The sequence below is a fragment of the Pseudomonas sp. LBUM1640 genome (assembly GCF_059716225.1).
Window position 1 is genome coordinate 260,315 of sequence record NZ_CP166816.1, and the last position, 13,002, is coordinate 273,316.

Genomic DNA, 13,002 nt, shown 5'->3' on the forward strand with positions numbered 1-13,002 from the left:
GCCGACGAAGATCTACACTTTGCGCCACACACTCGCCAACCAAGGCTGCTGCTCGCGCGGCAACCCGGCTGGCCGGTAATAATGCTCCAACTCCACAAACCCGGCCGCCGTCAGCAATGCCTGCCATGCGTCCAGGTCGTGATAAGACCCATACCGAGGCCCATTCCAGCCTTCCTGGTTTGCACCGCGTGGGTTGGAACTGAACAACACGCCTCCCGGTTTCAACGCACTGCGCAGTTGCTTGAGAATGCGCGGCAACTCCTGCTTGGGGATATGAAACAACACCGCATTGGCAAACACCCCGTCGAAGCGCTCGGCCGGTAGATCCAGCTTGAGGAAGTCTTGCTGCAACACTTCGCAGCCACTGTCCTCGCGCGCCATCTGCGCGAACCGTTCAGAGCCGTCTAGCCCTACGGCGAGATGGCCCATGCGTGTAAGCGTCTGCAAATCCCGCCCCGGCCCACAACCGAAATCCAGCACGGTAAACGGCGCCGAGCCTTGGATGTGTCGCAGCAGGGCATCGATGTTCTGGCTCACGTCGTGATCGCGAGTGCCTGCACGAAAGTCCTCAGCCACCTTATTGTAATGGCCGAGTGTGGTGGCGGTGATCTTGGTGAGGTCGTCGGGGGCGAGTTTCATGGCAAGGCTTCGAGGGTATTGAAGAGAGGCTGACTATACGCCATGGCAGGGTTTAAAAAAAAACGGAGCGGTTGAGTGTTGCACTCATCCGCTCCGGTGTTTTTTGATGCAGTGCTCAGTCTACTATCCTATTAGTTGGAACAAGGTCCAGGCGCCGAACAGGTGGTCATTACGACCGCCTGAAGCAATTCCAGGGTTTTGCCAATGGTAAAAAACAGCGGTGGCGGGGTCTGTGGTAGGCCCAAACCAATAATGGCGACTCAATGGCAACCTGGCGCCATAGACACGTTGCAAATCAGCGACGCCATCCCAGCCTACCGGCCTATTACCAGAGTTAATCCAACCGAATGCCCCGTTATAGTTAGTCTGCGCCTCGTTAATCGCCAAGCGGTATACATTACTGACATTAACAGGGTACGAGACCGTGTTGCCATACTGGTCTTTCACGTCAATTATCGTAGAACCCCAGCCATTACCGATGACCAATCCTTGGGCGTTCACTGATGCAACGCTAGACCTGCGGGAAGAATACGTCAGCGTCCCCAAACCCCCCGTAGCGATGCGACTACCCGAATTACCGACTGACTCCCACCCTGTTGTTTTTGCCCACGAAGGTACTTTAATAGACAGCCCACTCAGAGTCATGGGCTCTTGCGCAATCTTAAGTTGCCCTAATATCGTCACTTCTTGAACATCTGACTTGGTGGTTTTGCCCCCCACCGTCACCTCGTAACTTAACTTGATAACTTGGCCCGCGCTCTGGGCGAGGGTTTGCGCATCGATGCGGAAGATCACTGTTCCACCGTTTATCCCGCTCTTTAGCCCAAGGGTGACGACGGTGCCATTTGGAGTGGTCGACGTGAGGCGGATTACATCGGCAGTGGTTATGCTCCGGTACGCCACCGTCACATCGGCGCCATTGGCATAGTTCTGCAGGGTGATCGTCTGAGGCCCTGGCTTGTTGTCGAAGGCCGGCGCCGGATACGTCAATACCCGCGTGCCCCCCACCCGCACCGTGCTGCTGCCCGAGCGTCCAAGCAATACCCCTGTTGGGGTTAACAGAACGAACGACATGCGAACAAACCCTTCCTCTTGGAAGTAATCATCAGGCACCGGCGTTTTATCGCCGGCCCTTTGCGTGTGCGCAAACGGCGGCAAGCTCTTGCTCGCGCGTATTGTTGTACCGTCAGGCCTGAACCAGGTCAGCGTCACAACGATCTGGTTGGGTGGGCTGGGGAACCCTACCGTGCGTCGCGGTGTAGCCAGCACGCTGAGAGGGAGATTACTTTGGGTGCCCAGATCAAACACAATGGACTCAATGTCTTTGACATAAAGCAACGGTGGATCAAACAGCAAGGGGTCCGCGTTGCTGTTCAACATGAAGGGCGGCGAAAACTTATCGTTCCCCTCGGGTGTGTTTCCGGCCACGTCTAACACGGTGCAAATAAGCGCTATGGGGCCGGATTGACTGATCTTCTTGAAGACCGTCGGCGGTATGAACACCCGATACGGCCCAGCCCCGCGGGCCTCTGTGGCGCTCAAGCGATGTTTGGTGGGGACACCGTCCAGGTAGACGAAAATTTCGTCGTTCTCACGGGCGTTCAGATACTTATCAACCAGAGCCCACATCCCGCGAGCTGCAGTGTTTTCATCAATATCCGACTCTGCCGAAAAGCCTTCAGCCACCACGCGCAATCCGTCGTGCCCGAAGATGTCCGGCCTACGGTCTATGCCGGCAGGGTGGGTTTTCATGACCAGATACGTCTCGGTCGTCGAACGACTTTTCTGACCGGTCCTGCGCTCCACTTCCCAGTACACATTGACCAAGCCCTCCGGCAGGTCGTTCAGGAGGACTTTCAAGAAGTAACGCGTTGCCTTGGTGGTAATGCTGCCCTTGCTCACCAGTTTGTCATTACAGTACAGGTAGAATTCGTCACCGATGGATTCAGCGAACCAGGCCTCGGAGGAGAACTCGGCATAAGGGTCCGTGGCGCGCAGGCCCAAGGCCCATTTTGCTATTTCAGGGTAGTCGAGTTTATATGGGATCTCGGTTTCATCAAGCGCGATGGCGAAGGTCGCTTTGGGTGCATTCAGGGATATGTCAACGATTGGGCCGGTAGGAGTCGTCATCATCATTACCTTGCTGGTTTAGGGCGCCGGGAATGGCGCGACGGGCAAGGTGAATGAGGCGCTTGGAGGATTAACCGAATCTACTGTCAGAATTGACAGTGGCGACGAGTGGTACATCGCCCTGGTGGCCGTTTCATGGCAAGGCTTGGAGGGGATCGAAGAGAGGCTGACTACAAACCCTGGCAGGGTTTAAAAAATGGAGCGGCTGAGTAGGGTACTCATCCGCTCCAATAATTTTTGACACCGTGGTCAGTCCACTATCCGTTTAGTTGTGCCAACACCCAAGCGCCGAACAGGTGTTCAAATTGTCCGCCTACATTAACGCCTGCGTTATACCAATGGTAAAATAAACCGCCAGCGGTATTGGGGTAAATCGCGTACCAATAATGGCGAGCCACCGGCAGTCTGGTTCCGTACACACGTTGCATATCAGCGATACCGTCACCACCTACTCCCCGTTGACCATTATTGTTCATCCACGTTATTGCCTGGGGAAGATGGGTCTGCTCTTCTCTAATCACCAATCGATATACATTACTGACGTTAACAGGGTACGAGACTGTATTGCCGGCCTGATCTTTCACATCAATAAGCGTAGAGCCGCACGCATTGCCGATTACCAAACCGGTGTGGAGGCCAACCGATGCAACACTCGGCCTGCGGGAAGTGTAAGTCAGCGTCCCTATACCACCGGTAGCGAGCCGAGTTTGCGTATTGTTGATTGACTCCGCTCCTGTTCTTGCCCACGTAGGTATTTTAATAGACAGCCCATTCAGAGTCATGGGCTCTTGCGCAATCTTAAGTTGCCCTAATATCGTCACTTCTTGAACATCTGACTTGGTGGTTTTGCCCCCCACCGTCACCTCGTAACTTAACTTGATAACTTGGCCCGCGCTCTGGGCGAGGGTTTGCGCATCGATGCGGAAGATCACTGTTCCACCGTTTATCCCGCTCTTTAGCCCAAGGGTGACGACGGTGCCATTTGGAGTGGTCGACGTGAGGCGGATTACATCGGCAGTGGTTATGCTCCGGTACGCCACCGTCACATCGGCGCCATTGGCATAGTTCTGCAGGGTGATCGTCTGAGGCCCTGGCTTGTTGTCGAAGGCCGGCGCCGGATACGTCAATACCCGCGTGCCCCCCACCCGCACCGTGCTGCTGCCCGAGCGTCCAAGCAATACCCCTGTTGGGGTTAACAGAACGAACGACATGCGAACAAACCCTTCCTCTTGGAAGTAATCATCAGGCACCGGCGTTTTATCGCCGGCCCTTTGCGTGTGCGCAAACGGCGGCAAGCTCTTGCTCGCGCGTATTGTTGTACCGTCAGGCCTGAACCAGGTCAGCGTCACAACGATCTGGTTGGGTGGGCTGGGGAACCCTACCGTGCGTCGCGGTGTAGCCAGCACGCTGAGAGGGAGATTACTTTGGGTGCTCAGATCAAACACAATGGACTCAATGTCTTTGACATAAAGCAACGGTGGATCAAACAGCAAGGGGTCCGCGTTGCTGTTCAACATGAAGGGCGGCGAAAACTTATCGTTCCCCTCGGGTGTGTTTCCGGCCACGTCTAACACGGTGCAAATAAGCGCTATGGGGCCGGATTGACTGATCTTCTTGAAGACCGTCGGCGGTATGAACACCCGATACGGCCCAGCCCCGCGGGCCTCTGTGGCGCTCAAGCGATGTTTGGTGGGGACACCGTCCAGGTAGACGAAAATTTCGTCGTTCTCACGGGCGTTCAGATACTTATCAACCAGAGCCCACATCCCGCGAGCTGCAGTGTTTTCATCAATATCCGACTCTGCCGAAAAGCCTTCAGCCACCACGCGCAATCCGTCGTGCCCGAAGATGTCCGGCCTACGGTCTATGCCGGCAGGGTGGGTTTTCATGACCAGATACGTCTCGGTCGTCGAACGACTTTTCTGACCGGTCCTGCGCTCCACTTCCCAGTACACATTGACCAAGCCCTCCGGCAGGTCGTTCAGGAGGACTTTCAAGAAGTAACGCGTTGCCTTGGTGGTAATGCTGCCCTTGCTCACCAGTTTGTCATTACAGTACAGGTAGAATTCGTCACCGATGGATTCAGCGAACCAGGCCTCGGAGGAGAACTCGGCATAAGGGTCCGTGGCGCGCAGCCCCAAGGCCCATTTTGCTATTTCAGGGTAGTCGAGTTTATATGGGATCTCGGTTTCATCAAGCGCGATGGCGAAGGTCGCTTTGGGTGCATTCAGGGATATGTCAACGATTGGGCCGGTAGGAGTCGTCATCATCATTGCCTTGCTGGTTTAGGGCGCGCGGGAATGGCGCGACGGGCAAGGTGAATGAGGCGCTTGGAGGATTAACCGAATCTACTGTCAGAATTGACAGTGGCGACGAGTGGTACATCGCCCTGGTGGGGCGATGCACGTAGGCGGCAATTTGGACGGCACTCAGCGTTTGTTAAGCACTCGCGCCAACCGATCCCCGCCCAATTGAATCACCGCCACCAGAATCACCAGCAGCACGATCACCGTCAGCATGATCTGCGTATCAAAACGCTGGTAGCCATAACGGTAGGCAATATCACCCAGGCCGCCCGCGCCAATCGCACCGGCCATGGCCGATGAGTTGATCATCGTCACCAACGTAATCGTGAACCCGCCGACGATGCCCGGCAGCGCTTCCGGCAACAGCACATGCCAGATGATGTGCCAGCGGCGGCAGCCCATGGCTTGCGCAGCTTCGATCAAGCCGTGGTCGACTTCACGCAGGCTCACTTCGGCGATGCGCGCAAAGAACGGTGTGGCGGCGATGGTCAGTGGCACTACTGCCGCCCACACGCCATAGGTGGTGCCGACGATCAGCCGGGTAAACGGGATCAATGCCACCATGAGGATCAAAAATGGAATCGAGCGGAACAGATTGACGAACGCCCCCAGCACGCGGTTCAGCGCGGGTGCCTGGTAAATGCCGCCCTTGTCACTGGTGACCAGGAACACGGCCAGTGGAATGCCCACCAGCAATGCGATCAACGACGACACGCCGACCATCAACAAGGTGTCGATGGCGCCCTGCAATAAGCGATCAAACCACATAGCCCAGCACCTCCACCTGTTGCGCCCAACGCCCGGCGCGAATGCGCAGTTCTTCGCCAGTGTGCGGTGAGCCATTCACCGCCAGCAGTAATTGCCCCAGGGCATGCCCCTGAATCCGTTCCACACCGCCTTGCAGCAAGCGCACGCGCCCGCCGAGGGCGCTGAACAGCGCGGCCAGGTCAGGTTCATCGGTATCGCTGCCGGTGAACTGCAAACGCAGCACCAGCGCGGCGTCGGCGCTGGTTTGGGTGAGTTGCAGGCGGCTTTGCAGTTCTTCCGGCAGCCCGTGTTGCAATGGCGCCAGCAACGTTTTGCTGACCTCGTGCTGTGGGTTGCCGAACACTTGCCACACCGGGCCTTGCTCGACGATGCGCCCGTGCTCGAGCACCACCACGCGGTCGCAAATCTCGCGAATCACCGCCATCTCATGGGTGATCAACACGATGGTGAGGCCCAGGCGCTGGTTGATCTCGCGCAGCAGGCCGAGAATCGACTGGGTAGTCTCCGGGTCGAGGGCCGAGGTGGCCTCGTCGCACAGCAGAATCTGCGGATCGTGCACCAGCGAACGGGCGATACCCACGCGCTGTTTTTGCCCGCCGGAGAGCTGCGCCGGGTAAGCCTTGTGCTTGTCCTGCAAGCCCACCAGTTCCAGCAGCTCACGCACCTTTTGCTCGCGCTGCGGCTTGGGCACACCGGCGACTTTCAGCGGCAACTCGACGTTCTGCCACACCGTTTTGGCCGACATCAGGTTGAAGTGCTGGAAGATCATGCCGATGCGCCGGCGCAGCGCCACCAAGCGGTCTTCGTCGTATTCGCCGATGTCCACCTGATCAATCAACACCCGGCCGCTGCTGGGTTGCTCCAGGCGGTTGATGGTGCGAATCAGCGACGATTTACCGGCGCCGCTGCGGCCGATGATGCCGAACACTTCACCGCGCTGGATCGCCAGGTCGATGCCTTGCAACGCATGCACGCTGCCGTCATAGGTTTTGCCCAGGTTGATAAAACGCACGTGGGCGCGGTTCAGGTCCGGGTGCAGTTCGGTCTGCTCGGCATCCCTGGGCGGTAAACCCAGGTCGCGCAGTTGAGTGTGGGCGGCGGTCATTTTTTATCTTCCCAGCCGACTTGGTAGAGCTTGCCGAGGGATTTATCCAGGGCGGCACGCACCACCGGCGAGTGCTGGTAGATGTCGACGAACTTGATCACGCGTGGGTCGGTTTTGCTTTTGGGCTGGATCACAAACTGAATCACGTATTCCGGGTGGTCGAGGCCGTCGAACAGCAGCGCCGACTCGGCGTCGAAGGTTTTGGACAGGCGGATATACGCCGGGTAGCCCTGCACCAGGTCGGCGTCGTCATAGGCGCGTACCAGTTGCACGGCTTCCACTTGCAGGATTTTGATCTTCTTCGGGTTGGCGATGATGTCTTCTTCGGTGGCCTTGTAGCCCACGCCTGGCTTGAGGGTGATCAAGCCAGCCTTGGCCAGCAGCTGCAGGCCGCGACCGCTGTTGATCGGGTCGTTGGCAATCGCCACGCTGGCGCCTTGAGGCAAGTCGTTGAAGCTTTTGTACTTCTTGGAGTACAGCCCGACGTTATTGATAATGCCCGGCGCGTAGGGCACCAAGTCAAAACCTGCGGCAGCCTTGGCGTTTTCCAGGAACGGGATGTGCTGGAAGTAGTTCACGTCGATATCGCCGGCAGCCAGGCTGACGTTGGGCGCGATCCAGTCGGTGAATTCCACCAGCTCGACCTTAAGGCCTTGCTTGCCGGCTTCGGCGACGGCGGCTTCCAGGGGAATCGCGAAGGCGGCGGTGGTGCCGACCTTCAGCGGCGCATCGGCGGCGAAGACTGCCGAGCTGAATAACCCGAGGGCCAGGGCCAGTGCTTTGACTGGGTGGGTGAGCAGTGTCTTTTTCATAATCGATTTCCAGTCATAGGTAGTTGGGCAAGCGATAAAGATCCAATGTGGGAGCGGGCTTGCTCGCGAAAGCGATGTGTCAGCAAACGAATTCGGTGACTGGCACACCGCATTCGCGAGCAAGCCCGCTCCCACAGTTTTGATTAGTGGCGATAGGTAGAGCCGGTGTGTTGTTCGGGTAAGCGAGCGGAGCCATGGAATACTTTTTCGCGCAGCGTTCCCTGCTCATACGCGGTCTTGTAGGACCCACGCTTCTGCAACACCGGCACCACCAGGTCGATAAAGTCCACGTAGCTTTCCGGCGTCACAATGCGCGTCAGGTTGAAGCCATCCAGGCCGGTCTCGCTGATCCACGACTCCAGCTCGTCGGCGACCTGTTCCGGCGAGCCGACCAAGGTGATATAGCGGCCGCCCAAGGCGTGCTGCTCGAGCAATTTGCGGCGGGTCCAGTCGTTGTTCTGCAGGTTCTTGGTAGCCGACTGGATCGCGTTGCTCTTCACGTACTGGATCGGTTCGTCCAGTGCGTATTGGGCAAAATCAATCGCCGTGGACGCCGAGAAATGCGCCACGCCGGCTTCCGGGCTGGCGTAGCTCAGGTATTCGGCGTGCTTGGCCCAGGCCAACTCTTCGGTGGCGGCAACGATCACGTTGAGGCCCATGAACACTTTGATGTCCTGCGGATTACGCCCGGCCTCGACCGCGCTGGCGCGCACCTTGTCTACCTGGGCCTTGGTCGCGGCCTTGTTCTGGCCGCTGATGAATACGCACTCGGCATGCCGCCCGGCGAACAGCAAACCGCGCTCCGAACTGCCAGCCTGGAACAGCACCGGCGTGCGCTGCGGCGACGGCTCGCAGAGGTGATAACCCTCCACCTGATAGAACTCGCCGTGGTGCTCGACCTTGTGCACCTTGCCCGGCTGCGCATAGACCCGTTGCTGCGGATCATTGATGACCGCGTCGTCTTCCCAGCTGCCTTCCCAGAGTTTGTACAGCACCTGCAGGTACTCATCGGCCTGGTCATAGCGCCGGTCGTGCTCGACCTGTTCGGTCAGGCCCATGGCCTTGGCAGCGCTGTCGAGGTAGCCGGTGACGATGTTCCAGCCGACCCGGCCACGGCTCAGGTGGTCGAGCGTGGACATGCGCCGGGCGAACAGATACGGCGGCTCGTAGGTGAGGTTGGCGGTGAGGCCGAAGCCAAGATTCCTGGTCACGGCAGCCATGGCCGAGACCAGCAGCAGCGGGTCATTGACCGGCAACTGGATCGACTCTTTGAGCGGCACGTCGATGGAGTTCTGGTAGACGTCGTACACGCCGACAATGTCGGCGATGAACAAGCCGTCGAACAGCCCGCGTTCCAGGGTTTGCGCCAGCTCGGTCCAATACTCGACGGTTTTGTACTGCGTCGAGGTGTCCCGTGGGTGCGTCCACAAACCGTGGTTGATGTGCCCGATGCAGTTCATGTTGAAGGCATTGAGCAGGATTTTTTTCTTCGCCATCAGATAGTCCCCCGCAGTGGCGGGTTTTCATCATTGAGGTAGTAATTGCCCACCGCGTGGTACTTCCAGCGCACCGGGTCGTGCAAGGTGTGCACGCGGGCGTTGCGCCAGTGGCGGTCCAGGCCGTGTTCGGCCAGGGTGGCCTGGCTGCCGGCCAGTTCGAACAAGGTGCTGCCGGCGGCCAGAGAGATTTCGGTGCTCAGGGCGCGCACTTCGGCGACGGCGATTGAGGCTGCCGCGACGGTCTCGGCGTTGCTGTCGGCCTGGGCACGGTCGAGAAATTCGCCGGCGCGTTCCAGCAAGGCTTCGGTGGCGTGCAGGCGGATGCTCAAGTGGCCGAAGCTCTTGAGCGTCAGCGGGTCTTCGGTGGCTTTGTCGTTGCCGGAATCGATCCACGGGCGAGTCTTGGTGCGCACAAAGTGCAACGCGTCTTCGAAAGCGGCGCGGGCGATGCCGGTGTCGATGGCGGCGTGAAGGATCTGCGCCAACGGGCCGACGGTGGTCGGGCGCTCGAAGGCGCTCTGGAATGGGATCACGTCTTGGGCGGCAACCCACACGTTGTCGAACACCACTGAGCCGCTGCCGGTGGTGCGTTGGCCGAAGCCGCTCCAGTCGTCGATAACGCTCAGGCCTTCGCTGTCGCGGGGCACAAAGGCCAGTTGCTGTACGCTGTGTTCATCCACCACCGAGGTCGGGATGCGTTGGGCGTAGAGCGCGCCGGTGGAATAGAACTTGTGACCGGTGATACGAAAGCCATCGCCGTCACGGGTGATGGCAGTCACGCGGTCATGAGCGGTTTTGGTGCCCAGCTCCGCCAGGGCGTTGCCGAAACGCTGGCCGGCGAGCACTTCGGCGTACAGGCGCTTTTGCTGCGCGGGGCTGCCGTTCACGCGCAGCACTTCAAGGGCATAAAAATGGTTTTGCGGGATCTGGCCCAGCGAGGCATCCGCCTGGGCGATCAGCGCAATGACCTTGGCCAGGGTGACGTTGGACACGCCCGCGCCGCCGTGTTCCTTCGGCACGCTGATGCCCCACAGGCCGGAGCGCGAAAACACGTCCAGTTCGGGCAAGGGCAAGCGGCGTTCGCGGTCGCGCTGGGCGCTGTCGCGGCGAAAGTCCTCGGCCAGGTCGCTGGCGACAATGAGGGCTTGTTCGTCGCTGGTAATGACCGCGACGTTAGGGGAAAAAGTCATAAGTTTCTCCAGATGTCTGGTCGGTCAGATCCAGGAATGTCGAGCAGGCAAAGTGCCGTTCAAGCGATAGGCGCCAATGGCGTGATACTTCCAGCGCACCGGGTCGTGCAGGGTGTGCACCCGGGCGTTGCGCCAATGGCGGTCGAGGTTGAATTCGGCGAGGGTGGCGCGGCTGCCAGCCAGTTCGAAGAGCTTTTCGCTGACCAGCAACGACACTTCGGTGGTCAGCACTTTCGCCTCGGCTACGGCAATCGAAGCCCGCGCAGCGGATTGCGCGGTAATCGGCGCAGCGCTGACCTCGTCCAGCACCTTGCCGGCCTTGCGCAACAGGGCTTCGGCGGCATGCAGTTCGATTTTCAGCTTGCCGATATCGGCGATCACATACAGGTCATCACTGGCCCGTTCGACCTTGGCGTCGATCCATGGGCGCGAGCGTTCACGCACGAAGGCGATGGTGTCATCGAGCGCGCCACGGGCGATGCCGGCGTCGATGGCAGCCTGGATCAATTGCGAGACAGCGCCCTGGATAGTCGGGCTTTCGCCGATGCGCCAGTTGTCGACCACCAGCTCGGCGTCCACCGGCACGCGGTCGAGCAGCACCGTGCCGCTGGCCGTGGTGCGTTGGCCAAAGCCCGACCAGTCGTCAACGATGCGCAGCCCTTCGGTGCCACGGCGCACAAACGCCATGACCTGCTTGCCGTCTTCGTTCAGTGCCTTCACCGCCACCCAATGGGCAAACAGCGCGCCGGTGGAGTAGAACTTCTGGCCGCTGATGACATAGCCGTCGCCTTCGGCGGTGATGCGTGCCTTGAGCTCCAGCGTGTTTTTGGTGCCGCGCTCCGGGCCGCCATTGCCGATACGCCAACCGTCGAGCACGCTCTGGAACAGCTGCTTTTTCTGGCGTTCGGTGGCGGCGCCCTGCAGCACGTGCAGGATGCCGAAATGGTTCTGCGGGATCTGCCCAAGGGCCGGGTCTGCCGCGCTGATGATCGCGAACACGTCGGCCAAGGTCACGAACGAGACCTGTGGGCCGCCGTATTCGCGGGGAATGGAAATACTGCCGAGCCCGCTGCGGGTGAACTGTTCGATCTGCGCCCATGGCAGCTTGCGCTGCTGGTCGCGCTTGGCCGCTTGCAGGCGCGCGGCCTGGGCAAGTTCATGGGCTGCGCTCAACGCTTGGGCGTCGTCGCGCAGCACAACGGCCGGCAACAGCAGTGGGGCTATATCCAGATCACTCTGGGGGGGTGTTAGAGCCAAGTTAGACATCAGCGCCGCTCCTTGGCTGCACGTAATGCCCTGGCGTTATGCACCGGGGTAATTCTGACCATACCGACCTCGCATTCAATGAAATAAAAACAGAAAAATCAGAGATGTCCGGTGGTCCGGTGCATATACCCTAAGCGCGTTAAATTTTTAAATAAACTAACTTTTAGGAATATGCATAGAAGGGCGGTCACCCAGGTTCGCAAGGTGAACCGGGTTGGCGCGGTTGGTAGGCCGATGCGGCCCTGGCCGCGCGGGGCGGGACCTGAGGCGAGCAGGCGCAAATGTTCAGCGTGCGCACCGGTGCCCAGCGCGAATTATTGCCGACGCGGTCAAGAATGCAGTACGTCACGTCCAGGCGGCTGTCGTCGCCCGCTTCGATGATGACCGTCGAGGGCACCCACACGTGCACCGTCAGGCCGATGTCCTTGGCCTGGATTTTCGGCAGGTCCAGCCGCACATCACCCCAACGCAAGGTGATGGCGTCGCCACTGGCCATGTTCAAATAAGGCTCGATACACAGCGGAATACCCCGCAATACCTGGCGGCTGTTGACGCCGTAGCGGCGGATAGTTTCAGGCAGGCCGACGGGGGCGAGGTTCTGGTTTTCATCGTTGTTTTCGTGGCTGAGCGGGAACACAGGTTGGCCACCCGGGTAGTTGGTTTTCACCTGCACCCGCGTGAAGGCCGAGCGTGCCGGGCCGTGGCCGATTTGCATGACTTGGTAGTGAACCTGCGCGGGGCCGTCCAGCACAAAACTTTCTGGCACCCGCAGGTGAGTGGGGGTGCCGATTTTGCACGCCGTTACGCGTCTGGAGTCGGCAAAGCAGTTGTTCCAGAACAGCTCGATCAGGTCACCTTCCTCCATGCCGGGGTAAGGGGCGATATCCACTTGCAGGTGGGCGGCGGCGAGGGCGTTGATGCCATGTCGCTGAGCCTGGGGCAGTGTCGGGGCGGTGAGCATGGCCGGGGTTGCAGTGCGCGTCATAAGTAATCTCCTTGATGCAGCCAGCAGCAATCGTTCCGGCGCCCGTGACGCGGTTGCGCGCAGGGGCCGAAAGGGACGATTCAGTGAATTGCTGGGATAGGATCCAATCCTCTGGGTGCTAGATAAGAGGGTTGTCCGGGGGGCGTCAATGGCGGCAGAAGGCTAAACGGCGGGTTGGAGCAGATTCAGAAGGGTCTGACGAGGCGGGGGATTTTGAGGCGGGGCCGGCGTGGCGTTTTATTTGTTAGTGCGAGGGTTTCATGTAGGAACAGCGTGTTGTGGCCAGGGAGCTTGCTCCCGCT

General features: G+C 59.4%; 10 protein-coding genes. All 10 read right to left on the bottom strand.

Translation table 11 applies throughout. From position 1 onward, the window contains the following. Nucleotides 1-12: 12 nt before the first annotated feature. The 10 genes from ACA065_RS01095 to ACA065_RS01140 all read right to left on the bottom strand — a co-directional run bounded on the left by ACA065_RS01095 (nucleotide 13) and on the right by ACA065_RS01140 (nucleotide 12,700). Nucleotides 13-639, bottom strand: a complete 627-nt coding sequence (locus tag ACA065_RS01095) for a class I SAM-dependent methyltransferase (RefSeq protein ID WP_497692959.1) — start codon at nucleotides 637-639, stop codon at nucleotides 13-15. A gap of 123 nt (nucleotides 640-762) precedes the next feature. Beyond that, on the bottom strand, nucleotides 763-2,769 hold the full coding sequence (locus ACA065_RS01100) for an immunoglobulin-like domain-containing protein (protein ID WP_497692960.1): 2,007 nt from the start codon (nucleotides 2,767-2,769) through the stop codon (nucleotides 763-765). Between the two features lie 257 nt (nucleotides 2,770-3,026). Continuing rightward, nucleotides 3,027-5,036 carry a hypothetical protein gene (locus ACA065_RS01105; protein ID WP_497692961.1) on the bottom strand — a complete coding sequence of 670 codons (2,010 nt, stop codon included), beginning with the start codon at nucleotides 5,034-5,036 and terminating at the stop codon, nucleotides 3,027-3,029. 162 nt (nucleotides 5,037-5,198) lie between these two features. After that, nucleotides 5,199-5,843: a methionine ABC transporter permease gene (locus ACA065_RS01110; RefSeq protein WP_071482532.1), complete on the bottom strand. Its 645-nt coding sequence runs from the start codon at nucleotides 5,841-5,843 to the stop codon at nucleotides 5,199-5,201. Next, a complete protein-coding gene (locus tag ACA065_RS01115) occupies nucleotides 5,833-6,948 on the bottom strand; it encodes a methionine ABC transporter ATP-binding protein (RefSeq protein ID WP_497692962.1) in 1,116 nt (371 codons plus the stop codon). The genes ACA065_RS01110 and ACA065_RS01115 overlap by 11 nt, the downstream gene beginning before the upstream one ends. Next, nucleotides 6,945-7,760, bottom strand: a complete 816-nt coding sequence (locus ACA065_RS01120; protein WP_497692963.1) for a MetQ/NlpA family ABC transporter substrate-binding protein — start codon at nucleotides 7,758-7,760, stop codon at nucleotides 6,945-6,947. The genes ACA065_RS01115 and ACA065_RS01120 overlap by 4 nt, the downstream gene beginning before the upstream one ends. Before the next feature lie 143 nt (nucleotides 7,761-7,903). Then, nucleotides 7,904-9,256 carry an LLM class flavin-dependent oxidoreductase gene (locus ACA065_RS01125; RefSeq protein ID WP_497692964.1) on the bottom strand — a complete coding sequence of 451 codons (1,353 nt, stop codon included), beginning with the start codon at nucleotides 9,254-9,256 and terminating at the stop codon, nucleotides 7,904-7,906. Then, nucleotides 9,256-10,449: an SfnB family sulfur acquisition oxidoreductase gene (locus ACA065_RS01130; protein WP_497692965.1), complete on the bottom strand. Its 1,194-nt coding sequence runs from the start codon at nucleotides 10,447-10,449 to the stop codon at nucleotides 9,256-9,258. The genes ACA065_RS01125 and ACA065_RS01130 overlap by 1 nt, the downstream gene beginning before the upstream one ends. A gap of 24 nt (nucleotides 10,450-10,473) precedes the next feature. Beyond that, a complete protein-coding gene (locus ACA065_RS01135; RefSeq protein ID WP_497692966.1) occupies nucleotides 10,474-11,715 on the bottom strand; it encodes an SfnB family sulfur acquisition oxidoreductase in 1,242 nt (413 codons plus the stop codon). A 187-nt stretch (nucleotides 11,716-11,902) separates the two neighbouring features. Beyond that, nucleotides 11,903-12,700 (bottom strand): hypothetical protein, encoded by a 798-nt coding sequence (locus ACA065_RS01140; RefSeq protein WP_497692967.1) that lies wholly within the window; start codon nucleotides 12,698-12,700, stop codon nucleotides 11,903-11,905. Nucleotides 12,701-13,002: the final 302 nt, after the last annotated feature.

What these genes read in the sequence shown, in the direction of transcription:
- ACA065_RS01095 (WP_497692959.1), bottom strand. Translation starts at nt 639, where the DNA reads ATGAAACTCGCCCCCGACGACCTCACCAAGATCACCGCCACCACACTC.
- ACA065_RS01100 (WP_497692960.1), bottom strand. Translation starts at nt 2,769, where the DNA reads ATGACGACTCCTACCGGCCCAATCGTTGACATATCCCTGAATGCACCC.
- ACA065_RS01105 (WP_497692961.1), bottom strand. Translation starts at nt 5,036, where the DNA reads ATGACGACTCCTACCGGCCCAATCGTTGACATATCCCTGAATGCACCC.
- ACA065_RS01110 (WP_071482532.1), bottom strand. Translation starts at nt 5,843, where the DNA reads ATGTGGTTTGATCGCTTATTGCAGGGCGCCATCGACACCTTGTTGATG.
- ACA065_RS01115 (WP_497692962.1), bottom strand. Translation starts at nt 6,948, where the DNA reads ATGACCGCCGCCCACACTCAACTGCGCGACCTGGGTTTACCGCCCAGG.
- ACA065_RS01120 (WP_497692963.1), bottom strand. Translation starts at nt 7,760, where the DNA reads ATGAAAAAGACACTGCTCACCCACCCAGTCAAAGCACTGGCCCTGGCC.
- ACA065_RS01125 (WP_497692964.1), bottom strand. Translation starts at nt 9,256, where the DNA reads ATGGCGAAGAAAAAAATCCTGCTCAATGCCTTCAACATGAACTGCATC.
- ACA065_RS01130 (WP_497692965.1), bottom strand. Translation starts at nt 10,449, where the DNA reads ATGACTTTTTCCCCTAACGTCGCGGTCATTACCAGCGACGAACAAGCC.
- ACA065_RS01135 (WP_497692966.1), bottom strand. Translation starts at nt 11,715, where the DNA reads ATGTCTAACTTGGCTCTAACACCCCCCCAGAGTGATCTGGATATAGCC.
- ACA065_RS01140 (WP_497692967.1), bottom strand. Translation starts at nt 12,700, where the DNA reads ATGACGCGCACTGCAACCCCGGCCATGCTCACCGCCCCGACACTGCCC.